Here is a 22,916-nt window from a genome sequence, read left to right as displayed (position 1 = left end):
TGCTTTTGCCCACCCCAGTTACGTAGCTGGCTATGTTTCCGGGATGGGCTCTATTGTTGCCTAGCCACATCATCAACTACTTTGAGTAAACAGTATTTATAAGATTAAGGATTTTCATATGCGAGTTTTAATCATTGGTTCAGGCGGTCGTGAACATGCGCTAGGCTGGAAAGCAGCGCAAAACCCAAATGTTGAGACTATTTTCATTGCTCCAGGCAACGCAGGTACGGCACTAGAGCCAAAACTAGAGAACGTAAACATCGATGTAGAAGACATCGCTGGCCTTGTTGCTTTCGCCAAAGAGAAGGCAATTGAACTGACTATCGTTGGCCCAGAAGCACCATTGGTTATTGGTGTGGTTGATGCGTTCCGCGAAGCGGGCTTACCAATCTTTGGCCCTACCCAAGCCGCAGCGCAGCTTGAAGGCTCTAAAGCGTTTACTAAAGACTTCCTTGCTCGTCACCAAATCCCAACCGGTGCTTACGCAAACTTCACAGAAATTGAACCAGCGCTTGCTTACGTGCGTGAGCAAGGTGCACCAATCGTGGTGAAAGCAGACGGTCTTGCTGCTGGTAAAGGCGTAATCGTTGCGATGACGCTAGAAGAAGCAGAAGACGCAATCAAAGACATGCTAGCGGGCAATGCATTTGGCGACGCAGGCAGCCGCGTAGTTATCGAAGAGTTCTTAGATGGTGAAGAAGCAAGCTTCATCGTAATGGTCGATGGTGAAAACGTTCTGCCAATGGCCACCAGCCAAGACCACAAACGTGTTGGTGATAAAGACACGGGCCCGAACACCGGGGGGATGGGCGCTTACTCTCCAGCTCCTGTGGTCACACCCGAAATTCACAATCGCATCATGGAAGAAGTCATTTACCCAACGGTACGTGGCATGGCATCTGAAGGGAACCCATACACAGGTTTCCTATACGCGGGTCTGATGATCGACAAAGATGGCACTCCGAAAGTGATCGAGTACAACTGCCGCTTTGGTGATCCAGAGACACAACCAATCATGATGCGCATGGAATCGGATCTTGTAGATCTATGCTTAGCAGCAATCGACGAGAAGCTTGATCAAGTGGAATCTAAATGGGATCCACGCGCATCTATCGGTATCGTGCTAGCAGCCGGTGGCTACCCAGCAGCGTACAACAAAGGTGACGTGATCTCTGGCCTGCCTCAAGTTGAAATTGAAGGCGAGAAAGTCTTCCACGCGGGTACAGACAATCAAGATGGCGACATCGTGACAAATGGTGGTCGCGTATTGTGTGCAACTGCATTGGGCAACAGCGTATCAGAAGCACAACAACGCGCATACGAGCTAGCAAAACAGATCAGTTGGGATGGCATGTTCCATCGTAATGACATCGGCTACCGTGCTATCGCTCGCGAGCAAGAAAAATAATAACAACTTCAGTTGGCTAAAAAGACAAAAGGCGCATTCAGCGCCTTTTTTATTGCTCTGTCGCATCCAGCGTAAAAACGTAGAAGCCTTACTCAGAGATAAACTTTGGTCGTGATACACAATCAAAGTCGTCATCATTGAGCATCAAGAGGCTGTCTACCACCACTTCATTACGAGATTCTTTACCAACAAAGGCAATGTAGCTATCGACCGATGATAAACGGTCGACGACAAATTTCGGCAGGGTTTGGTTGAACTCTAGCGTCGAAAACTCTTTCCCTTTGCAGGTTTCAAATGCTTGACCATTCCAATAGCCTTGTACGAGGTTCTGCCCGTTGCGAGACTGCTCTTTGATGGCAACAACGACATCATTAGCTTCGGCTTTGTATCGATCAAGTTGCTCGCGCTGCAACGGCAAGACTTTGCGATTTACGCGATATTGCTGATAAATCGCTTCACCATCTTTATTAAAGCGGATGTGGATTTGAAAAGGCACCAGTCTTTGCTTGGCATCGATTTGCTCACCTTTTCGAATCAACTCACGCAACTCGCCTTCATCCCAACGGTAATCACTTTTATACCAGCCATGATCACCCATCGTGACGTAATCTGCCGCGGTACTGACTCGAGTTAATCGCTCAGTCATCCAATACAAACTACTGGTGTCACCTGCGGTTTTTCCGCCAGAAAAGTGGGTAAATTGTTCTAGATTAGGCGTTTCAACAGAAGAACAGCCAATAAGAGAAAGGCTAGATAGGAGGAGTGAAGTGAGTAGATGTTTTTTCATGAAATTGCACCGAGGCAGGATACCTCGGTGCATTCTAACTTAGTTTACTGATTCTTTCAGCGCTTTACCTGCTACGAATGCAGGTACGTTAGCTGCTGCGATTTGAATCTCGTCACCAGTCTTAGGATTGCGACCAGTACGTGCAGCGCGGTGGTTTACTTTGAATGTACCAAAACCAATTAGTTGAACTTGGTCACCCTCTTTAAGTGCACCAGTTACACCTTCAAGAGTCGCTTCAAGAGCAGCTTTAGCTTGTGCTTTTGATAGGTCTGCTTTCTCTGCGATAAAGTCGATTAATTGGGTCTTGTTCATTAGGTTTCCCTTCTCATATGTTATCGAATTCGTCTCACTCTAAAGCATAAATGCCCCATCTGGCAAAGGTTTGTAAGCGATCTTTCGATTTTCTGACGTACTTTTAGCCATAATATGAGTAATAACTCACAATTTGTTACCACATGCGGTCTGAAAGCCCTTGCTTTCCTACGTATTTGGACCAATTAATAAGGCACTTTTGCGGTTATAATCACTGCAAATAACAACTATCAGACTACTTTCAAGGGCAACTATGCTGCTGTTATCCATTTATATCTCTATTGCTATCGGCATTTCGTTTATCTGTTCGGTACTGGAGGCGGTACTACTGAGTATCAGTCCGAGCTACATTGCGCAGCTCAATCAACAGGGGCATCCTGCTGCTGAGCAGCTATCTAAACTCAAGTCCGACATCGACCGCCCATTAGCGTCGATTCTGACTCTAAACACTATTGCTCACACTATCGGTGCAGCAACAGCAGGTGCACAGGCGGCCGTCGTATTCGGCAGCGAAGCACTTGGCATCTTCTCTGCTGTGCTGACACTGGCGATCTTGGTTCTCTCTGAAATCGTACCGAAGACCATCGGTGCAACATACTGGCGTCAGCTTGCACCAGCAGCGGCGGTATCGCTACGTTGGATGGTATGGGCGCTAACGCCATTTGTATGGTTTTCAGAGCAAATAACCAAGCGTTTGGCTCGTAACCACGAAGCACCAAAAATGCGTGATGAACTTTCTGCGATGGCGATTTTGGCACGCGAAAGTGGTGAATTTGCAGAAGGCGAATCTAAAATCTTAAGCAACCTGCTAGGGATTCAAGATGTGCCTGTCACACAAGTCATGACACCTCGCCCTGTTGTCTTCCGCGTTGACGCAACGATGACCATCAATGAGTTTCTGGACAAACACAAAGACACACCGTTCTCACGTCCGCTGGTATACAGCGAGCAGAAAGACAACATCATCGGCTTTGTGCATCGTCTAGAACTATTTAAGATGCAGCAATCCGGCAGTGGTCAGAAACAACTCGGTGCGGTCATGCGTCCAATCCAAGTGGTTCTGAACAATACAGCGCTACCAAAAGTATTCGATCAAATGATGACGCACCGCCTACAACTGGCACTTGTGGTCGACGAATACGGCACCGTGCTTGGCCTTGTGACACTAGAAGACATCTTTGAGCACTTAGTTGGTGAAGAAATCATCGACGAAGCCGACAAGAGCACCGACATGCAAGAACTGGCCTACCAACGCTGGGAAAGCTGGAAAGAAATGCACGGTGTAATCGAAAGCCGCGATGACGACGACGAAGAGTTAGAAAAACAAAACGTTGAGCCAGAAACACAAGAGCCAACAAAACCAGACTCAAAAGAATCGTAACCACGTTTCCAACAAAAAAGGCATCCCCCGGGATGCCTTTTTCATATTCGCTTTCGCATTACAGTGCGATGCCGATGTTGCTCACGGCTTCTTCGCGTAGTTCTTCACGCAAGTCTTTGATCAAGTTGATATCACGTTCCGTTGCTTCACGCAGCGGACGGAAGATTGCCCACTGGACATCCCACTCTTCACATACGGCTTCATTTTCTTTTTGATTGTCGTTTGTGATTGGCTCACTGCCCTGTGCTTGCTCTAAATCAGCAACGGTTTGTACCGACTGTTGGCTCACTTTAAGCATTGAATCGAAAAGGTAGTCGCGATCCAACAGACCATGCAATAGAGTAGACAATGCCTGACACGCATCCATCGCTGGGTATACACCGTAAAAATCATACTCGTCGGCACTTGGGAACAATTCTTCGAGCTTCTCTAGTTGACGCTCGAAATTCACTTTCGCGTTCTTAACGGTCAGAATTTCCCATACACTATCAAGAATCGCTCGGTAAGCACGCGGTTCAGCAAATTCTGTGTTCTCACAAAACATCGCATAGTTTGGATACATGCGTTCACACAGACACGCCATAAAGGTAATTTGTTGCCAAGGTTCTAGTTTTTCTAAACGAACCTGAAGAGGATTCTTAAGCATAGTCACTCAATCATTGAAGAAAAAAACAGCGAAAGTGTACTTGATTCATCACAGGGAAAAAAGTTAATGCAGCATCCAAATCAGATTTTCCTGCTCTCAGAGCATCGCGACACCTACGAAACGTTATTGGCGGAGAAAAATCTGCCCGACCTGAACATTACGGACAAGCCGCAAGAGGCACACATTGTTCTTGCCGATCCTCCTTTACTCTCACATAGATTAGACGAATTTTCACAACTTGAGTGGGTACAATCTACCTATGCGGGCGTAAATGCGCTCATTACCCCAGAATTTCGCCAAGACTATACGCTGACGAATGTGCGTGGCGTGTTTGGTCCGCTAATCGCAGAGTACGTCCTCGGATATTGCATCAGCCACTATCGTCATTTTATGCACTACCACCAGCAACAACAAAACAAACAGTGGCAACCGCATCTCTACACATCACTGCAAAGCAAAACCATGGTGATTCTCGGTACGGGTAGCATTGGGAAATGCCTAGCACAAACGGCCCAGGCGATGGGGATTAACACGATTGGTATTAATCGCACAGGAATTCCAACAGCCAATGATGAATTTGCACAAACCTTCCACATCAATGAACTAGCAAATGCTTTAAGAAAGGCAGATATTGTCGTTAATACGTTGCCGAGCACACCTAATACTCGTGCCTTGCTCAACCGTGAAACACTTCAACATCTCAACCAAGCTTTATTATTCAATGTAGGTAGAGGAGATGTGTTGGATGAAGCCAGCTTGTTGCTCGCCATCAAAAATCGCTGGGTAGAACACGCTTTCTTGGACGTGTTTGAGCAAGAACCATTGCCACCAGCGCATCCGTTTTGGAAGTTACCGCAAGTGACCATCACGCCACACATCGCCGCATTGAGCTTTCCTGAACAGGTGGTCGACATTTTTGCCGACAATTACCGACTTTGGCGCGATGGTTTCTCATTAAACAATCAAGTGGATTTCGAGAAAGGGTATTAAAGATTGATGTCTCTAGAGAATCTACTCCAACAAGTGCGCGCGTGCCAAATCTGCGCTGAGAGTTTACCTCTCGGAGCCAACCCTGTGGTTCAAGCCGGTAAAAACGCACGCATTCTGATTATTGGCCAAGCGCCAGGAACAAAAGTCCACAGCACTTCGATACCTTGGAATGATCCAAGTGGTGACCGACTGCGCCAATGGCTTGATATCGACAAAGACGTGTTCTACGACCCGAATAAAATTGCCATTGTACCAATGGGATTCTGCTATCCGGGTAAAGGTAACTCGGGAGATCTACCACCGAGAAAAGAGTGTGCTCCTACGTGGCACAAAAAGATTCTCGAACAGCTCCCCAATATAGAGTTGACTCTGCTTATTGGTCAGTTCTCTCAGCAGTACTACCTCACCAACAAGCCCAAAACTCTCACACAAACCGTTCAGCAATGGCAAGATTGGGAACCTGAGTTTATTCCTCTACCACACCCTTCCCCACGCAATACGCTGTGGTTAAAGAAGAATCCATGGTTTGAGTCGGAAGTCGTTCCCTATATCCAACAGCGCGTTCACTCGATGCTTTGAGTTACCGATGATCTAATTGCTAGTTAATCTGAATAAGAAAATTGAAACACAAACAACATAAATTTAAGTCATTGTTTATAATTGACTTTAATTTAAATTGTACAGCTTAGACAGTAATTAGATCATAGCAGGCCAAATAGTTTCTAAGCTGTACAATTCAAATTTCAGGTAAAAAAATACCGGCACTGATGGCCGGTATTAGATTTCAATAAATCGAGATTATTTGTGGTAAGGCTTAGATAGCTCATGTACCGCTTCAACAAACACACCCGCGTTTTCTGGCGGCACATCTAGGTGGATGCCATGACCTAGGTTGAATACGTGACCTGTACCAGCATCACCAAAACCTTCTAGGATACCCGCTACTTCTTCACGGATGCGCTCAGGTGAAGCGTAAAGCATAGATGGATCCATGTTGCCTTGCAGTGCCACTTTATCGCCGATACGCGCTTTCGCATCTGCAATATTGATCGTCCAGTCTAGACCAACTGCATCGCAACCCGTTGCTGCGATTTGCTCTAGCCACATACCGCCATTCTTAGTAAATAGCGTAACAGGTACGCGACGACCGTCATTTTCGCGAATCAGGCCATCCACAATCTTGTGCATGTATTGCAATGAGAACAGGTTGTAATCACGAGGAATCAGAACGCCACCCCATGTATCAAATACCATAACTGACTGCGCGCCGGCTTTGATTTGTGCATTTAGGTATTCAATCACGCTATCTGCTAGCTTATCCAGTAGAAGATGCAGAGTTTGAGGTTCTGCGTACATCATCTTCTTGATCTTCGTGAAGGCCTTAGAGCTACCACCTTCAACCATGTAAGTCGCAAGCGTCCATGGGCTACCAGAGAAACCAATTAGAGGTACATCACCATTCAAATCTTTGCGGATTTGACGCACGGCATTCATTACGTACTGCAGTTCACCTTCAGGATCTGGCAGACCGATTTTCTCTACGTCGGCTTTGCAAGTAATTGGGTTATCGAAGACCGGACCTTCACCAGCAGCAAAACGCAGACCCAGACCCATTGCATCTGGGATAGTTAGGATGTCAGAGAACAAGATCGCTGCATCAAGAGGAAAACGGCGTAGTGGTTGAAGAGTTACTTCAGACGCCAGCTCCGCATTCTTACACAAAGACATGAAATCGCCCGCTTGAGCACGCGTAGCTTTGTATTCTGGTAAGTAACGACCTGCCTGACGCATCATCCATACTGGCGTGTAATCTACCGGCTCTTTAAGAAGCGCACGCAGATAACGATCATTTTTTAATTCAGTCATTCCGTAGTTCCAATTGTTAGGCTTTCTTTGAAAGGGGGTATTCTATCACTGATTTAAGGCCAATAGCTGTGTGCTTTGCAACCTGGATCAAGTTATTAACTTTTAAATCAATGCTTAATTTGCACACAATCCGCATCAGTGTTAAAAATTTGTTCGCTAGCGAAAACTACAATTATAAACTGAGTACTCGGTACTCAGCATCTCATAACGACATCTTACTTACCCCCTCCCTCTCGGAGGGTTTTTTTTGCCTAAATTTCAATAAATTAAAAAGCCACCTTGCGGTGGCTTTAAGAACGAGCAGTTATGACTGGCAAACTTTTTTCATTAACCCTTTTACATGTCCTTTAGACAAATATGTCGGGCAAAGAGCTTCTCTTACGGTTTGCGACTCAATAATGTAATTTTCAAAGTTTGTTAGTGCGGTGTTAGCACACCTTTGTGTAGCAACCTCTTTCGCCAAAGCGAAGTTGGTATTATTTGGTCTATCCAAGGTGTAGAGCAACGCATTTGCGACGTTTTCATCCGCACAGTAGTTCTCAGCTTGCTGCACTGCTGCTGCAAAAAAAGGAACCGACAGTGACTTCGAGACATTCTGGTAAACTTTGGTTCCTTCTTCGTAACTCACCTCAGCGCTTGGTGCCAAGGTACTAAGAAGCTGACCATAATTTTCCACACATCCCTCTATCGCATATTGAATACATGGTTGTGCTGCAGGCACCAGCTCTTTCGAGAACTGCTGAGTAAAACTCTTAGATTGAGAAAGAAACGGGTAAGATAGAATTAACTGCTGACCCAGACCAATCGCATCATCTTTTGCTCCAGATGCGACATAGTGTTCAAACGCTCCCAACGCCGCATTTTGAACTAGGCTTTCCCACTCGCTATTACGCTGAGATGGACGAATATCTTCCGCATGCGCTAATAGCTCGTTCCAATTTTTAGAGCCGTTTAATGCCTTTAAGTCGTCCATGGTGTAACGAGCTTCTTCACCGACCACGGCAAAGCTGACGGACACCATGAATAACGACAATAACGTTTTCTTCATCGTTTTAGTTCCATGCCTGCTTAAGGTACTTCAACGTTGAAGAGTCGTAAGCCGCATTTGGATTCAGAGCAACTTTGAGTACGCTACCACCTTCATCTAACGCGAAACCTGCTTTTTTCGCATTCACTGAATCTTGACCTACGAATTGGATTTTTTGAACTTTTTGAAACTCTTCTTTATACAAAGCTGCGTGCTCAGTTGTCGTGCACAACTTCACCATATCATCATAGATGTAGTTAATAAGACCACCTAACCAACCTGTGGTTTTTACTTTATCAAGTCGAGCTTCAGAAAAATCATAATTATCCCACTGAGCCCAATCGATATTGGTTTCTAGTACTTCATTACCACAAGCCTGCTGCACCTTGGTTACATTTTCTGTCATGGTATTTTCTGTCAACATGCGCTTCGCTTTTACTTCGATACTTGCATTTGCCGACATGCTCACCATTGTGCACGATACTAATCCTAGCCATAACGCTGATTTCAACTTCATTCGGTATACTCCATTATTTATAAACCCATCAATACAGAACGTCATACCAAGCTAGTCTAGCAACAGTTATGTCTCAAAAATGATTAATTTTTGACCTTTACTTCCTTTACGATCAGCATCTCAGTCTAAAAGAATATCACTAACGGTCTGCTCAATTAGCGCCCTTGCAATAGTGCCTGTTGGAGCCACTGGTGGCATTTCTTTCACACCGAACCATTGTGCATCGGATAACTCCGTATAATCCGGATTGAGCTCACCAGAATCATAATCGGCGAGGAATGCCATCATCATACTGGATGGAAAGGCCCAAGGCTGACTGCCAAAGTAACGAATGTTTTTCACGTGAATGCCCGTTTCTTCATGCACTTCGCGCGCGACACAGTCTTCTAAGGTTTCTCCCGCCTCTAAAAAGCCCGCAATCACGGTGTACATGCCATTTCGATGCCTTGGGTGCTGCGCTAGTAAAATCTGATTTTCTTTACGCACAGCAACGATGATGCATGGGAAAATGCGCGGGTAGTGCAAAGTTCGGCACTCTCCGCATTGCATGGCAAATTGATTATTATTAAGAAAGTTGCGCCCACCACATTGCGGACAAAAGCGTAAGCTTTGGGTCATGTGCCCATATTGGATAGCCTTGCTCAACAGCATAAATAACGGTTCAGGGAAATGTAGACAGTCGCGCAATGAAACGAGTGGGAGATCTTGCTCCAAATCTGCAAAATTAATCCACATCACTGGCGAACCAAGATAGTCACCAATTTGCCTCGCATTCTCTTCTGGCAGTGAGAACTGCTCCGCACTACCAAAAGGCACAGCACCATCCACCAGCCAAATTTCACTTCCTGCAACAACACACCAATGTGCATTTGCCACACGGTTAACATCACCTTTTCTTAACATTACACCATCCCTTTGCTTGAAGTTCGTTCATTTTACTGGCAATCTAATTTCATACTAGAGTTTGTTCTTAACGATATTTGCAACTATAAATTCTAGTAAGGACAAGAGTTTGTAATAACTTTACTAACTTTGCTTTGCAAAGGATACGTTCGCCAGCCGGCGATCAGATCATGAGGGCATGGTCATGCTAAAAAAATTCAAACAAACACAAGACCAGTGGGGTGGCTCAAGTGATGTCATTGATCACTGGTTAGAGACGAGACAATCCTTAATTGTCGAATACTGTAAGCTTGCAGCACTGCAACCTTGTTCGAAATCCAACGTTCTAGAACTTCCTTCTCCCTCCGAGCTACAAAACTTCTGCCAACACCTAGTCGATTATATTTCCGAAGGCCACTTCAAAATCTACGATATGGTGATGGATAAGTGGAAAGCCACAGGCTTTGTCGCAACAAACGAAATCAATCAAACTTACGGCAAAATCGTGCTAACCACAGAACCGTTGTTAAACTTCACCGATAAGTATTCAGACGTGACAGAAGATGATGAGTTAGAGGATTTCGACTCCGATATGTCTTTGATCGGAGAGATCATTGAAACGCGCTTTGAAGTGGAAGACCACTTGATCCAGCTTATCGCAGATAGCCTTGCAATGCCTCCTGGCGCATAAATGATAATAGAAAGGAGTGAAAGGGTTGATAACTATGTCAGCCCTTTTTTGTACCTCACTACCGAGTGAAGCGAATAGATACAAAAAAGGCACCCGAAGGTGCCTTTTCTTTTAAGCTCTTAACGATTACTCGTCAGAAGAGAAGCCAGCGTTTAGAAGTGCTGCTAGGTTATCTGTTGCTTGTTCAGCAGATGGACCTTCTTGCGCTTCAGCACGTTTAGCTTGACGCTCTTGGTGGTATGCGAAACCAGTACCAGCTGGGATCAAACGACCAACAATTACGTTCTCTTTCAGACCACGTAGGTCATCACGCTTACCAGAAACCGCAGCTTCTGTTAGTACGCGAGTTGTCTCCTGGAACGATGCCGCAGAGATGAACGACTCAGTTGCTAGAGACGCTTTAGTGATACCTAGAAGTTCACGTTCAAAACGTGCAGGCTCTTTGCCTTCAGCTTCTAGATTACGGTTAGCAATCTTAACTTGTGAGTATTCAACTTGCTCGCCAGGTAGGAACTCAGAGTCACCAGCGTGAGTAATTGTACACTTACGTAGCATTTGACGAACGATAGTCTCGATGTGCTTATCGTTAATCTTAACGCCTTGTAGACGGTAAACTTCTTGTACTTCGTTAGCGATGTACTGAGTTACCGCGTGTACGCCACGTAGACGTAGAATGTCATGTGGAGACTCTGGACCATCAGCGATTACATCACCACGTTCAACGCGCTCACCTTCGAACACGTTAAGCTGACGATGCTTAGGAATCATCTCTTCGTAAACTTCACCGCTATCACGAGTGATAACTAAACGACGCTTACCTTTGGTCTCTTTACCGAAGCTAACTGTACCTGTGTGTTCAGCAAGAATCGCAGGCTCTTTAGGCTTACGGGCTTCGAACAAGTCAGCAACGCGTGGAAGACCACCGGTGATATCTTTGTTACCGCCAGATTTCTGAGGAATACGTGCTAGCGTATCACCCACACCTACTTCTGCACCGTCTTCAATGTTAACGATCGCTTTACCAGGTAGGAAGTAGTGAGCTGGCATTTCAGTACCAGGGATCATTACGTCGTTACCTTGCTCGTCAACAAGTTTGATAGCTGGACGCATATCTTTACCTGCTGCTGGACGAGCTGCTGCGTCCGTTACTTCGCTTGAAGATAGACCAGTTAGGTCATCTGTTTGACGAGAAACTGTTACGCCATCAATCATATCTACGAACTGGATACGACCAGCTACTTCAGTGATGATTGGCAGTGTGTGCGCTTCCCAGTTCGCTACTGTTTCACCAGCTTCAACTGCGTCGTTGTCGCCCTTGCTTAGTAGCGAGCCGTATGGCAGTTTGTGTTTCTCTTTCGTACGGCCGAACTCATCGATGATGGTTAGTTCAGATGCACGAGAAGTGATAACTAGCTTGCCATCTTTGTTTGTTACGAACTTAGCGTTGTGAAGCTTAACAGAACCGTTGTTCTTCGCTTGGATGCTGTTCTCTGCTGCTGCTGTCGATGCCGCACCACCGATGTGGAACGTACGCATCGTAAGCTGTGTACCCGGTTCACCGATAGACTGAGCAGCGATAACACCTACTGCCTCACCTTGGTTTACTAGGTGACCACGTGCTAGGTCACGACCGTAACACTGTGCACAACAACCGAAGTCAGAATCACACGTTACTACAGAGCGCACTTTCATGCTGTCTACTGAGTTCTCTTCCATGATTTGACACCACTTCTCATCGATCAGGGTGTTACGTGGAATAAGAACATCTTCAGTACCAGGTTTTAGAACGTCTTCAGCAACTACACGACCTAGAGCTAGCTCAGACAGTGCAACTTTAACATCACCACCCTCGATGTGAGGCATCATGTCAACACCCTCGTGAGTGCCACAGTCATGTTCAGTTACAACAACGTCTTGAGCAACGTCTACTAGACGACGAGTTAGGTAACCCGAGTTCGCTGTTTTCAGTGCCGTATCCGCAAGACCCTTACGAGCACCGTGCGTTGAGATAAAGTACTGAAGTACGTTTAGACCTTCTTTAAAGTTCGCTGTGATCGGCGTTTCGATGATTGAACCATCTGGACGCGCCATCAGACCACGCATACCGGCAAGCTGACGAATCTGTGCTGCAGAACCACGAGCGCCCGAGTCCGCCATCATGTAGATGCTGTTGAATGACTCTTGCTGTTCCTCTTCACCTTCACGGTTAACTACCGTTTCAGATGAAAGGTTTTCCATCATTGCTTTCGCAACGCGGTCGTTGGTCGATGCCCAGATATCGATCACTTTGTTGTAGCGTTCGCCTGCAGTAACAAGACCTGATTGGTACTGTTCCTGGATTTCACGTACTTCTTCTTCCGCTTCTGCGATTTCAGTGTACTTAGCTGGCGGTACAACCATATCGTCGATACCAACAGATACACCAGAAAGTGCCGCGTAAGCGAAACCTGTGTACATGATTTGGTCAGCGAAGATTACAGTGTCTTTCAGACCTAGCTTACGGTACGCCTCGTTTAGTAGGTTAGAGATTTGCTTCTTACCTAGTTTTTGGTTAACGATGCTGTACGGTAGACCAGCTGGCACGATTTGCCATAGCATTGCACGACCAACAGTGGTATCTACCATCTTGGTCTCAGTTGTGCTGTTGCCGTCTTCGTCTACAACTGTCTCTGTAATACGTACTTTAACGCGCGCGTGAAGCTCAGCTTGTTTAGTGCGGTATGCTTTCTCAGCCTCTGCTGGGCCAGAAAGGTACATGCCTTCACCTTTCACGTTGATCTTTTCACGAGTCATGTAGTACAGACCCAATACAACGTCCTGAGAAGGTACGATGATCGGATCACCTGACGCTGGCGACAGAATGTTGTTTGTCGACATCATCAGAGTACGAGCTTCAAGCTGTGCCTCTAGAGTTAGAGGTACGTGAACCGCCATTTGGTCACCATCGAAGTCCGCGTTGTACGCCGCACAAACAAGTGGGTGTAGCTGGATCGCTTTACCTTCGATTAGTACTGGTTCGAACGCCTGGATACCTAGACGGTGAAGTGTAGGTGCACGGTTCAATAGTACTGGGTGTTCGCGGATTACTTCGTCTAGGATATCCCAAACAACCGCTTCTTCACGCTCTACCATTTTCTTCGCAGCTTTGATTGTAGTCGCAAGACCACGAGTCTCTAGCTTGCTGTAGATAAATGGTTTGAATAGCTCAAGTGCCATCTTCTTAGGAAGACCACACTGGTGCAGACGAAGGTATGGACCTACTGTGATTACAGAACGGCCAGAGTAGTCTACACGTTTACCTAGAAGGTTCTGACGGAAACGACCTTGTTTACCCTTGATCATATCAGCAAGAGATTTCAGAGGACGCTTGTTAGAACCTGTGATCGCACGACCACGACGACCGTTATCTAGTAGCGCATCAACAGACTCTTGCAGCATACGTTTTTCGTTACGTACGATGATGTCCGGAGCCGCTAGCTCTAGAAGACGCTTCAAACGGTTGTTACGGTTGATCACACGACGGTATAGGTCGTTCAGATCAGAAGTCGCAAAGCGACCGCCATCTAGTGGTACTAGAGGACGTAGATCTGGCGGAAGTACTGGAAGTACAGTCAGGATCATCCACTCTGGGTTGTTACCCGATGCGATGAACGCTTCTACCAGTTTAAGACGCTTAGTGACTTTCTTACGCTTAGTTTCTGAGTTTGTAGTCTCAAGCTCTTCGCGCATTTGTTCAGCTTCAGCGTGCATATCCATAGAACCTAGTAGGTCCTTGATAGCTTCTGCACCCATCTTAGCTGTGAACTCGTCACCCCACTCTTCTAGACGGTCTAGATACTCTTCTTCAGTTAGCATCTGACCTTTTTCTAGATCAGTCATACCCGGTTCAGTTACTACGTACATTTCGAAGTAAAGAACACGTTCGATATCACGTAGAGGGATATCCATTAGTAGACCGATACGAGACGGTAGCGATTTTAGGAACCAGATGTGAGCTACTGGTGAAGCAAGCTCGATGTGGCCCATACGGTCACGACGAACTTTAGTTTGTGTAACTTCTACACCACACTTCTCACAGATAACACCACGGTGCTTCAGGCGCTTGTATTTGCCACAAAGACATTCGTAGTCTTTAACTGGGCCAAAGATACGCGCACAGAACAAACCATCGCGTTCAGGTTTGAACGTACGATAGTTGATCGTTTCAGGTTTTTTAACTTCACCGAAAGACCATGAACGGATCATGTCTGGTGAAGATAGACCGATTTTGATTGCATCAAATTCTTCGGTCTTATGCTGTGCTTTTAGAAAGTTTAATAAGTCTTTCACAATCAGCTCCTGTAAGGAGTTAAAAGGAGCTCACCCGCAAAAGTGAGCACCTTTCTACCGATAATCCCGTGGGGATTACTCTTCGTCTTCTAGCTCGATGTTGATACCTAGCGAGCGGATCTCTTTCAACAATACGTTGAACGATTCTGGCATGCCAGGTTCCATGCTGTGGTTACCGTCTACGATGTTTTTGTACATCTTAGTACGGCCGTTAACGTCATCTGACTTAACGGTTAGCATTTCTTGTAGAGTGTAAGCCGCACCGTATGCTTCTAGTGCCCATACTTCCATCTCACCGAAACGCTGACCACCGAACTGAGCTTTACCACCTAGTGGCTGCTGAGTTACTAGGCTGTACGAACCAGTTGAACGTGCGTGCATCTTGTCATCAACAAGGTGGTTCAGTTTCAGCATGTACATGTAACCAACAGTTACAGGACGCTCAAACGCATCACCTGTGCGACCATCAAACAGCGTTAGCTGACCAGATGTTGGCAGGTCTGCTAGCTCAAGAAGTGCTTTGATTGATGCTTCTGGAGCACCATCAAATACAGGTGTCGCGATTGGTAGACCGCCACGCAAGTTCTTGATCAGAGTACGTACTTCATCATCAGATAGAGAAGCAATGTCTACTTTCTGGCGAGTGTCGCCTAGATCGTAAACTTTTTGTAGGAACTCGCGGAATTTCGCTAGTTCTTGCTGCTCTTTAACCATCTGGTTGATCTTGTCACCGATACCTTTCGCTGCCAGACCTAAGTGAACTTCCAGGATCTGACCGATGTTCATACGCGAAGGTACACCCAGTGGGTTAAGTACGATGTCTACAGGCTGACCTTTCTCATCGTATGGCATGTCTTCAACAGGGTTGATCTTAGAGATTACACCCTTGTTACCGTGACGACCCGCCATCTTATCACCAGGCTGAATGCGACGTTTAACCGCTAGGTAAACCTTAACGATCTTCAGTACGCCAGGTGCTAGATCATCACCTTGAGTGATCTTGCGACGCTTAGTTTCGAACTTCTTATCGAAGTCAGCTTTTAGCTCGTCCCACTGCTCAGCAAGTTGTTCAAGCTGAGTTTGTAGTGCGTCATCTTCTAGCGTTAGTTCTAGCCACTTCTTACGATCAGTCGCGTCTAGTTTCGCTTCAGAGTAACCGCCTTCAATCAATACAGCTTTAACACGGTTTAGAAGGCCACCCTCAAGAATCTGGAATTCTTCAGTTAGGTCTTTCTTCGCTTCTTTAAGCTGCATCTGTTCGATTTCAAGCGCACGCTTGTCTTTCTCTACGCCATCGCGAGTGAAGACTTGAACGTCGATGATCGTACCTGAAACAGAGTTAGGTACACGTAGTGAAGTATCTTTAACGTCAGATGCTTTTTCACCGAAGATTGCACGTAGTAGCTTCTCTTCAGGCGTTAGCTGAGTTTCACCTTTAGGTGTTACTTTACCAACTAGGATGTCGCCACCCTTAACTTCAGCACCGATGTAAACGATACCTGACTCGTCTAGTTTAGACAGAGCAGATTCACCTACGTTTGGAATATCCGCTGTGATCTCTTCAGAGCCCAGCTTAGTGTCACGCGCCACACAAGTCAGTTCTTGAATGTGGATTGTCGTGAAGCGGTCTTCTTGAACTACGCGCTCAGATACTAAGATCGAGTCTTCGAAGTTGTAACCGTTCCAAGGCATGAACGCGATACGCATGTTTTGGCCAAGCGCTAGCTCACCAAGGTCTGTTGAAGGACCATCAGCAAGAACGTCACCGCGTGCTACAGGTTCACCTGGCATCACACATGGGCGCTGGTTAATACATGTGTTCTGGTTAGAACGTGTGTATTTAGTCAGGTTGTAGATGTCGATACCAGCTTCACCTGGTACTAGCTCTTCTTCGTTCACTTTAACAACGATACGAGAAGCATCTACTGACTGGATTACACCACCACGTTTCGCAACTGCAGTTACACCTGAGTCAACGGCTACGTTACGTTCGATACCAGTACCAACAAGCGGTTTGTCAGCTTTCAGTGTTGGAACTGCCTGACGTTGCATGTTCGCACCCATCAATGCACGGTTCGCATCATCGTGTTCTAGGAACGGGATAAGCGATGCAGCGATAGATACAACCTGGTTTGTCGCAACGTCCATGTACTGAGCGTGCTCACGAGGGTGTAGACCAGATTCACCTTTCTGACGAGCTGTGATCAGCTCATCTGCAAAAGTACCATCTTCGTTTAGCTTAGCGTTCGCCTGAGCGATAACGAATTGGCCTTCTTCGATTGCAGATAGGTAATCTACTTCGTCTGTTACAACACCATCTACAACGCGACGGTATGGCGTCTCAAGGAAACCGTACTCGTTACAACGCGCAAACGCAGATAGAGAGTTGATCAGACCGATGTTTGGACCTTCCGGCGTTTCGATAGGACATAGACGACCGTAGTGAGTTACGTGTACGTCTCGAACTTCGAAGCCAGCACGTTCACGAGTCAGACCGCCAGGACCCAATGCAGAAATACGACGCTTGTGCGTTACTTCTGATAGCGGGTTGTTTTGGTCCATGAACTGTGAAAGCTGTGAAGAGCCAAAGAATTCTTTAACCGCTGCAGAAATTGGCTTCGCGTTGATCAGGTCTTGAGGCATGATTGCGTCAAGATCGCCTAGGCTTAGACGCTCTTTAACTGCACGCTCAACACGTACTAGACCTACACGGAACTGGTTCTCAGCCATTTCGCCGACAGAACGGATACGACGGTTGCCTAGGTGGTCGATATCGTCCACTTCGCCTTTGCCGTTACGGATCGCGATAAGCTTCTTCATCACTTCGATGATATCTGTTTCATCAAGTGTGCCTTGCTCTTGAGCATCTTCACGACCGATAGAGCTATTAAACTTCATACGACCAACAGTCGATAGATCGTAACGCTCTTCAGAGAAGAATAGGCTTTCGAATAGTGCTTCTGCAGCTTCTTTTGTTGGTGGCTCACCAGGGCGCATCATGCGGTAGATTTCTACCAATGCAGAAATACGGTCAACAGTGCTGTCGATGCGTAGTGTTTCTGACATGAATGGACCGTGGTCTAGATCGTTCGTAAACAGAACTTCTAGCGCTTTGTGGCCAGCTTGAGACAGGTTCGCTAGCGCTTCCAGGCTGATTTCCTGGTTAGCATTAACAATGATCTCGCCTGTTGCTTCGTTGATGTAATCTTTCGATGCAACTTTACCAACGATGTACTCTACTGGTACTTCGATGTGATCAACGCCATCTTTCTCTAGTTGGCGGATATGACGAGCTGTTACGCGACGACCTTGCTCTACGTAAACTTTACCATTCGATTCGATGTCAAATGACGCAGTTTCACCACGTAGACGATCTGGAACCAACTCCATCAGTAGAGTTTGGTCTTTCACTTCGAAGTTCACTTTCTCGAAGAAGATATCTAGGATTTCTTCAGTCGATTTACCTAGTGCACGAAGGATGATCGATGCTGGTAGCTTACGACGACGGTCGATACGAACGTACAAGTTATCCTTAGGATCAAACTCGAAATCAAGCCATGAACCACGGTAAGGAATAACGCGCGCGTTGTATAAAACTTTACCTGAAGAGTGGGTCTTACCCTTATCGCTGTCGAAGAACACGCCTGGGCTTCGGTGCAGCTGGGATACGATAACCCTCTCGGTACCGTTAATTACGAAGGTACCATTGTCTGTCATGAGTGGAATTTCACCCATGTAGACTTCTTGTTCTTTAATGTCTTTTACAGTACCTGCTGGCGCGTCTTTATCAAAGATAACTAGGCGTAGTTTTACACGTAGTGGCTTTGAGTAAGTTACACCGCGGATTTGACATTCTTTAACGTCAAAAACTGGCTCACCAAGACGGTAGCTAACGTATTGCAGCTCAGAGTTGCCGTTGTAGCTCTGAATCGGGAATACAGAACGGAAAGCAGCTTCAAGACCGTATTGACCTTCAGGATCCTGTTCGATAAATTTGTCGAACGAATCGAGCTGGATCGATAGCAGGTATGGAATGTCCAAAACTTGTGGACGAGTACCAAAGTCCTTACGGATGCGCTTTTTCTCGGTATAAGAGTAAACCATGGGGTTCCTCAGCTCGCTGATAAGTGACCCAAACTGTCCGCCCACTCCTAGTTACTTAAGGGGGGTAAGGGACAGTGACTAATATAGCTGTTTACTGTAGTGACATTTCATTTCGAAAGAATGAAATGTTTTTTGCATGGATATCAGGCGCTTAAACAGCGGGAAAATTCGCCTATACCCTACAGCGCAAAAAGGCCGGTGGTTAAAAAACCACCAGCCAATTAGCCGTTAGGCTAAGAAACTATGCAATAATTACTTAACAGCAACAGTTGCACCAGCTTCTTCTAGCTGAGCTTTAAGAGCGTCAGCTTCTGCTTTGTCAACACCTTCTTTAAGAGGTGCTGGAGCGCCGTCTACAAGAGCTTTAGCTTCTTTAAGACCTAGGCCAGTTGCGCCACGTACTGCTTTGATTACAGCAACTTTGTTACCGCCAGCAGATTCTAGGATTACGTCGAATTCAGTTTGCTCTTCAACAGCTGCACCAGCAGCAGCGCCGCCAGCTACAACAGCAGCAGCAGCAGAAACACCGAATTTCTCTTCCATTGCTTCGATTAGTTCAACAACTTGCATTACAGACATTTCTGCAACTGCGTCTAGGATTTGCTCGTTAGTAATAGACATAACAATTCTCTTTTAAGTCAACAATAAGTTTATTAAGCAACCAGTAAAAAGCAAGGCTTATTAAGCAGCTTCTTTTTGATCGCGGATAGCAGCGATTGTACGAACCAGCTTGCCAGCAGAAGCTTCTTTCATGCACATCATTAGGCGTGCGATTGCTTCGTCGTAAGTTGGTAGTGTCGCTAGTACTTCAGCGTCAGTTAGCGCGCCTTCAAATGCAGCAGCTTTGATCTCGAAGTCTTTGTTCTCTTTAGCGAAGTCTTTGAAAAGACGCGCTGCAGCACCTGGGTGCTCGTTAGAGAACGCGATTAGAGTAGGACCAGTGAAAGTGTCAGTTAGACACTCGTAGTCTGTACCCTGAACCGCACGACGTGCTAGAGTGTTACGCACGACTTTCATGTAAACGCCAGCTTCACGAGCTTGTTTACGTAGAGAAGTCATTGCGCCAACTTCAACGCCACGAGAATCAGCTACAACTGCAGAAAGTGCACCACTGGCAGCTTCGTTGACTTCAGCAACAATTGCTTTTTTGTCTTGAAGGTTTAAAGCCATCTTGGATTTACTCCTGGTTGTCGTTACACCACTCACTATCATCACGACAGTGAGAGCTATTGAGGTGCATTCCCAGAAGAAAGTTAACTATTTACATAGAGCTTTCTGTCAGTTCGGGCACCATCTACGTAGGATAATTAAGTCAACGGTTAGTCAGACACCTACGGTCTTGGACGGAGACTGGGTCTTAATTCATTTCGAACTAGGAGACAGTTCAAAGAACCAAAGTTCAGCCCCAACCACAAATATTAGGCGCAAAATTATACACAAATTTTGCGCCTAAGCAAATAAATTATGCTTGAGTGTTCAGGCTAGCCTGATCAACAGCAACACCAGCACCCATAGTAGTAGAGATGCTTACTTTCTTCAGGAAAGTACCTTTCGCTGAAGATGGCTTAGCTTTCTTCAGAGCAACTAGAAGTGCTTCTAGGTTCTCTTTGATCTGCTCAGCAGAGAAGTTTGCTTTACCGATAGTAGTGTGGATGATGCCGTTTTTGTCGTTACGGTAACGAACCTGACCAGCTTTAGCGTTTTTAACTGCTTCAGCAACGTTAGGAGTTACAGTACCAACTTTAGGGTTTGGCATAAGACCGCGAGGACCTAGGATAGTACCTAGTTGACCTACAACGCGCATTGCATCTGGAGAAGCAACAACTACGTCAAAGTTCATTTCGCCTTTCTTAACTTGCTCAGCAAGATCTTCCATACCAACGATGTCTGCGCCAGCTTCTTTAGCTGCTTCAGCGTTTGCACCTTGAGTGAACACTGCTACGCGGATGTCGCGGCCAGTACCGTGAGGTAGTACAGTTGCACCACGTACGTTCTGGTCAGATTTACGAGCATCAATGCCTAGGTTAACAGCAACGTCTACAGACTCAACGAATTTAGCAGTAGCTAGTTCTTGAAGAAGAGCAACAGCTTCGTTGATTTCGTATTCTTTAGTTACGTCAACTTTTTCGCGGATTACGCGCATGCGCTTAGTTAGTTTTGCCATCTTATTAACCCTCTACCACTAGGCCCATTGAACGAGCAGTACCAGCGATAGAACGCTTCATCGCTTCGATGTCAGCACCAGTCATATCTGCAGCTTTAGTTTCTGCGATTTCTTGGATTTGAGCGTCAGTTACAGTGCCCACTTTTTCAGTGTTTGGACGGCCTGAACCAGACTTAACGCCAGCAGCTTTCTTAAGAAGAACAGCAGCAGGTGGAGTCTTAGTTACGAACGTGAAAGAACGGTCGCTGTATACTGTGATAACTACTGGAGTTGGTAGACCCTTCTCTAGAGATTCTGTTTTCGCGTTGAACGCTTTACAGAATTCCATGATGTTAACACCGTGTTGACCTAGAGCAGGACCAACTGGTGGACTTGGGTTCGCAGCGCCAGCAGCAACTTGTAGCTTGATGTAAGCTTCAACTTTCTTAGCCATGATAATTCCTAAGTTTGGGTACAAACGCTAATCACGGATCAGCTCCCCGTTTGTGTAAGAAACTTTTTACTTCACAAGAAGTAAAAAGGCGCGAAATTATAGTCATAATTCGCGCCTTATACAACCCTAAAAAGGTGATTTTTTATACTCTTTAAATCAGAGTATTAGTCCAGTTTTTCAACCTGACCAAATTCAAGCTCAACTGGTGTTGCACGACCAAAGATCGACACAGACACTTTCAGGCGGCTCTTCTCGTAATCCACTTCTTCAACGGTACCGTTGAAATCAGCAAATGGACCTTCATTAACACGAACCACTTCACCCGCTTCGTACATAGTACGTGGACGAGGAGCTTCACTCGCTTTCTCAAGACGGTTAAGAATAGCGTCAGCTTCTTTATCAGTGATAGGTGCTGGACGGTCTGAGGTACCACCAATGAAGCCCATGACACGCGGCACACTACGTACTAGGTGCCATGATTCATCGTTCATAATCATCTGAACAAGGACGTAACCTGGGAAGAACTTACGCTCAGATTTGCGACGTTGACCCGCGCGCATTTCCACTACTTCTTCAGTAGGAACTAGTACTTCACCGAATAGCTCTTCCATGCCGTGCATTTTGATATGCTCGCGCAGAGATTGAGCTACACGACCTTCAAATCCAGAGAAGGCTTGAACCACATACCAGCGTTTTTTTGGAGCTTCACTCATGAATTAAAACCCTCTATACCCCAGTTGCTAGAGCTACTAGACGAACCATAATTCCGTCAATACCCCATAGCACTAGAGCCATTACAATACTTACAGCTAAAACGATCAGTGTTGTTTGCATGGTTTCTTGGCGAGTAGGCCAAACAACTTTACGTACTTCCATACGCGATTCTTTTGCAAAACTGATCGCTGCTTTACCTTTAGTCGTTGTTGCTGCAACGCCAAGGGCAGCTGCAATTAGAACAACAACGCCTGCAGCGCGAACCACTACAGACATTTCACCATACAGGTAATTACCCACAACAGCGGCAGCTGCCAATACGAAAGCGGCAACCCACTTAAACGTATCTGCTGCATTTGAGCTATCAGGAGTTTCAGCATTATTTGCTTTCATAAAACCAACCTGTTACAAGTCTTAATATAGACGACAACAACCCCGCTGTTGCAGGGCAAACTCCATATCGCTGAAAAACAGCGAACTCTTCTTAAGATTAAGCCTCTTTGCCTAATCTTGCTCTGCACCCAACCCACTTCTGAACAAGAAAACAGCAAAAATAATGTTGAGCGCAGAAAAAGGGCATCAAATGATGCCCTTTTTGCTACTGGTTCGTCAAATCTAATTCAAGATTTTCCGAAAGCATTCGTTTAATTCGTTAAGAATTATTC

The 22,916-nt window shown here is 45.9% G+C and carries 20 protein-coding genes; 5 read left to right on the top strand and 15 right to left on the bottom strand.

The genetic code is table 11. From position 1 onward, the window contains the following. Positions 1 to 118: 118 nt before the first annotated feature. Positions 119 to 1,408: a phosphoribosylamine--glycine ligase gene (gene purD, locus ACF8OV_RS11785; protein WP_005456447.1), complete on the top strand. Its 1,290-nt coding sequence runs from the start codon at positions 119 to 121 to the stop codon at positions 1,406 to 1,408. An 88-nt stretch (positions 1,409 to 1,496) separates the two neighbouring features. Here purD and ACF8OV_RS11780 read toward each other — a convergent pair whose 3' ends face one another. Continuing rightward, entirely contained in the window at positions 1,497 to 2,195 is a 699-nt protein-coding gene (locus ACF8OV_RS11780; protein WP_005497586.1) for a DUF1481 domain-containing protein, read from the bottom strand. A gap of 39 nt (positions 2,196 to 2,234) precedes the next feature. Beyond that, positions 2,235 to 2,507 (bottom strand): nucleoid-associated protein HU-alpha, encoded by a 273-nt coding sequence (gene hupA / locus ACF8OV_RS11775; RefSeq protein ID WP_005433627.1) that lies wholly within the window; start codon positions 2,505 to 2,507, stop codon positions 2,235 to 2,237. A 253-nt stretch (positions 2,508 to 2,760) separates the two neighbouring features. On the opposite strand from hupA, the gene ACF8OV_RS11770 reads away from it, so the two are divergent. Further along, positions 2,761 to 3,888 carry a CNNM domain-containing protein gene (locus tag ACF8OV_RS11770; protein ID WP_005456452.1) on the top strand — a complete coding sequence of 376 codons (1,128 nt, stop codon included), beginning with the start codon at positions 2,761 to 2,763 and terminating at the stop codon, positions 3,886 to 3,888. Positions 3,889 to 3,946: 58 nt separating this feature from the next. Here ACF8OV_RS11770 and ACF8OV_RS11765 read toward each other — a convergent pair whose 3' ends face one another. Beyond that, the gene (locus ACF8OV_RS11765) at positions 3,947 to 4,534 is read right to left on the bottom strand and encodes a YjaG family protein (protein ID WP_005456454.1); all 588 of its coding nucleotides are present in this window, start codon (positions 4,532 to 4,534) and stop codon (positions 3,947 to 3,949) included. A 66-nt stretch (positions 4,535 to 4,600) separates the two neighbouring features. On the opposite strand from ACF8OV_RS11765, the gene ACF8OV_RS11760 reads away from it, so the two are divergent. Together ACF8OV_RS11760 and ACF8OV_RS11755 are read left to right on the top strand one after the other, a co-directional pair. Next, positions 4,601 to 5,524 carry a D-2-hydroxyacid dehydrogenase gene (locus ACF8OV_RS11760; protein ID WP_025795989.1) on the top strand — a complete coding sequence of 308 codons (924 nt, stop codon included), beginning with the start codon at positions 4,601 to 4,603 and terminating at the stop codon, positions 5,522 to 5,524. A gap of 6 nt (positions 5,525 to 5,530) precedes the next feature. Beyond that, the gene (locus ACF8OV_RS11755; RefSeq protein WP_005456472.1) at positions 5,531 to 6,103 is read left to right on the top strand and encodes a uracil-DNA glycosylase family protein; all 573 of its coding nucleotides are present in this window, start codon (positions 5,531 to 5,533) and stop codon (positions 6,101 to 6,103) included. Positions 6,104 to 6,322: 219 nt separating this feature from the next. On the opposite strand, the gene hemE is transcribed toward ACF8OV_RS11755, so the two are convergent. The 4 genes from hemE to nudC form a co-directional block, all read right to left on the bottom strand. Beyond that, positions 6,323 to 7,390: a uroporphyrinogen decarboxylase gene (gene hemE, locus ACF8OV_RS11750; RefSeq protein WP_203505264.1), complete on the bottom strand. Its 1,068-nt coding sequence runs from the start codon at positions 7,388 to 7,390 to the stop codon at positions 6,323 to 6,325. Between the two features lie 304 nt (positions 7,391 to 7,694). Further along, positions 7,695 to 8,438 (bottom strand): hypothetical protein, encoded by a 744-nt coding sequence (locus tag ACF8OV_RS11745; protein ID WP_053812548.1) that lies wholly within the window; start codon positions 8,436 to 8,438, stop codon positions 7,695 to 7,697. A gap of 4 nt (positions 8,439 to 8,442) precedes the next feature. Continuing rightward, positions 8,443 to 8,934 carry a hypothetical protein gene (locus ACF8OV_RS11740; RefSeq protein ID WP_015297455.1) on the bottom strand — a complete coding sequence of 164 codons (492 nt, stop codon included), beginning with the start codon at positions 8,932 to 8,934 and terminating at the stop codon, positions 8,443 to 8,445. Positions 8,935 to 9,054: 120 nt separating this feature from the next. Further along, on the bottom strand, positions 9,055 to 9,837 hold the full coding sequence (gene nudC / locus ACF8OV_RS11735; protein WP_140191700.1) for an NAD(+) diphosphatase: 783 nt from the start codon (positions 9,835 to 9,837) through the stop codon (positions 9,055 to 9,057). A 178-nt stretch (positions 9,838 to 10,015) separates the two neighbouring features. On the opposite strand from nudC, the gene ACF8OV_RS11730 reads away from it, so the two are divergent. Next, positions 10,016 to 10,507 carry an Rsd/AlgQ family anti-sigma factor gene (locus ACF8OV_RS11730; protein ID WP_005497574.1) on the top strand — a complete coding sequence of 164 codons (492 nt, stop codon included), beginning with the start codon at positions 10,016 to 10,018 and terminating at the stop codon, positions 10,505 to 10,507. A gap of 126 nt (positions 10,508 to 10,633) precedes the next feature. Here the strand turns inward: ACF8OV_RS11730 and rpoC are convergent, their stop codons facing one another. The 8 genes from rpoC to secE all read right to left on the bottom strand — a co-directional run bounded on the left by rpoC (position 10,634) and on the right by secE (position 22,644). After that, complete coding sequence (gene rpoC, locus ACF8OV_RS11725) at positions 10,634 to 14,836, bottom strand: DNA-directed RNA polymerase subunit beta' (RefSeq protein ID WP_005456484.1); 4,203 nt, start codon at positions 14,834 to 14,836, stop codon at positions 10,634 to 10,636. A gap of 75 nt (positions 14,837 to 14,911) precedes the next feature. After that, the gene (rpoB, locus tag ACF8OV_RS11720) at positions 14,912 to 18,940 is read right to left on the bottom strand and encodes a DNA-directed RNA polymerase subunit beta (protein WP_005497571.1); all 4,029 of its coding nucleotides are present in this window, start codon (positions 18,938 to 18,940) and stop codon (positions 14,912 to 14,914) included. 252 nt (positions 18,941 to 19,192) lie between these two features. Further along, the gene (gene rplL, locus ACF8OV_RS11715) at positions 19,193 to 19,561 is read right to left on the bottom strand and encodes a 50S ribosomal protein L7/L12 (RefSeq protein ID WP_005466152.1); all 369 of its coding nucleotides are present in this window, start codon (positions 19,559 to 19,561) and stop codon (positions 19,193 to 19,195) included. Between the two features lie 60 nt (positions 19,562 to 19,621). After that, on the bottom strand, positions 19,622 to 20,110 hold the full coding sequence (gene rplJ, locus ACF8OV_RS11710) for a 50S ribosomal protein L10 (protein ID WP_005481772.1): 489 nt from the start codon (positions 20,108 to 20,110) through the stop codon (positions 19,622 to 19,624). 292 nt (positions 20,111 to 20,402) lie between these two features. Further along, positions 20,403 to 21,104, bottom strand: a complete 702-nt coding sequence (gene rplA, locus ACF8OV_RS11705; RefSeq protein WP_005489780.1) for a 50S ribosomal protein L1 — start codon at positions 21,102 to 21,104, stop codon at positions 20,403 to 20,405. 4 nt (positions 21,105 to 21,108) lie between these two features. Next, positions 21,109 to 21,537: a 50S ribosomal protein L11 gene (gene rplK, locus ACF8OV_RS11700; protein WP_005489784.1), complete on the bottom strand. Its 429-nt coding sequence runs from the start codon at positions 21,535 to 21,537 to the stop codon at positions 21,109 to 21,111. A gap of 164 nt (positions 21,538 to 21,701) precedes the next feature. After that, complete coding sequence (gene nusG, locus ACF8OV_RS11695) at positions 21,702 to 22,250, bottom strand: transcription termination/antitermination protein NusG (RefSeq protein ID WP_005384681.1); 549 nt, start codon at positions 22,248 to 22,250, stop codon at positions 21,702 to 21,704. Positions 22,251 to 22,263: 13 nt separating this feature from the next. After that, positions 22,264 to 22,644: a preprotein translocase subunit SecE gene (secE, locus tag ACF8OV_RS11690; protein WP_005384680.1), complete on the bottom strand. Its 381-nt coding sequence runs from the start codon at positions 22,642 to 22,644 to the stop codon at positions 22,264 to 22,266. Between the last annotated feature and the right edge of the window lie 272 nt (positions 22,645 to 22,916).

Origin of the sequence: Vibrio sp. GLN_1 (assembly GCF_043106015.1) — a bacterium.
Taxonomy (GTDB): Bacteria; Pseudomonadota; Gammaproteobacteria; order Enterobacterales; family Vibrionaceae; genus Vibrio; species Vibrio parahaemolyticus.
The sequence above is the reverse complement of the archived record's forward strand: the minus strand, read 5'-3'. Positions and strand labels throughout refer to the sequence as shown.

Bases quoted from the DNA above. Each gene is read 5' to 3' on its own strand.
- rplL (WP_005466152.1), bottom strand. From the start codon at position 19,561: ATGTCTATTACTAACGAGCAAATCCTAGACGCAGTTGCAGAAATGTCT.
- rplA (WP_005489780.1), bottom strand. From the start codon at position 21,104: ATGGCAAAACTAACTAAGCGCATGCGCGTAATCCGCGAAAAAGTTGAC.
- purD (WP_005456447.1), top strand. From the start codon at position 119: ATGCGAGTTTTAATCATTGGTTCAGGCGGTCGTGAACATGCGCTAGGC.
- ACF8OV_RS11770 (WP_005456452.1), top strand. From the start codon at position 2,761: ATGCTGCTGTTATCCATTTATATCTCTATTGCTATCGGCATTTCGTTT.
- rpoB (WP_005497571.1), bottom strand. From the start codon at position 18,940: ATGGTTTACTCTTATACCGAGAAAAAGCGCATCCGTAAGGACTTTGGT.
- ACF8OV_RS11760 (WP_025795989.1), top strand. From the start codon at position 4,601: ATGCAGCATCCAAATCAGATTTTCCTGCTCTCAGAGCATCGCGACACC.
- ACF8OV_RS11780 (WP_005497586.1), bottom strand. From the start codon at position 2,195: ATGAAAAAACATCTACTCACTTCACTCCTCCTATCTAGCCTTTCTCTT.
- ACF8OV_RS11755 (WP_005456472.1), top strand. From the start codon at position 5,531: ATGTCTCTAGAGAATCTACTCCAACAAGTGCGCGCGTGCCAAATCTGC.
- secE (WP_005384680.1), bottom strand. From the start codon at position 22,644: ATGAAAGCAAATAATGCTGAAACTCCTGATAGCTCAAATGCAGCAGAT.
- nusG (WP_005384681.1), bottom strand. From the start codon at position 22,250: ATGAGTGAAGCTCCAAAAAAACGCTGGTATGTGGTTCAAGCCTTCTCT.
- nudC (WP_140191700.1), bottom strand. From the start codon at position 9,837: ATGTTAAGAAAAGGTGATGTTAACCGTGTGGCAAATGCACATTGGTGT.
- hemE (WP_203505264.1), bottom strand. From the start codon at position 7,390: ATGACTGAATTAAAAAATGATCGTTATCTGCGTGCGCTTCTTAAAGAG.
- ACF8OV_RS11745 (WP_053812548.1), bottom strand. From the start codon at position 8,438: ATGAAGAAAACGTTATTGTCGTTATTCATGGTGTCCGTCAGCTTTGCC.
- ACF8OV_RS11765 (WP_005456454.1), bottom strand. From the start codon at position 4,534: ATGCTTAAGAATCCTCTTCAGGTTCGTTTAGAAAAACTAGAACCTTGG.
- ACF8OV_RS11740 (WP_015297455.1), bottom strand. From the start codon at position 8,934: ATGAAGTTGAAATCAGCGTTATGGCTAGGATTAGTATCGTGCACAATG.
- rplK (WP_005489784.1), bottom strand. From the start codon at position 21,537: ATGGCTAAGAAAGTTGAAGCTTACATCAAGCTACAAGTTGCTGCTGGC.
- rplJ (WP_005481772.1), bottom strand. From the start codon at position 20,110: ATGGCTTTAAACCTTCAAGACAAAAAAGCAATTGTTGCTGAAGTCAAC.
- ACF8OV_RS11730 (WP_005497574.1), top strand. From the start codon at position 10,016: ATGGTCATGCTAAAAAAATTCAAACAAACACAAGACCAGTGGGGTGGC.
- hupA (WP_005433627.1), bottom strand. From the start codon at position 2,507: ATGAACAAGACCCAATTAATCGACTTTATCGCAGAGAAAGCAGACCTA.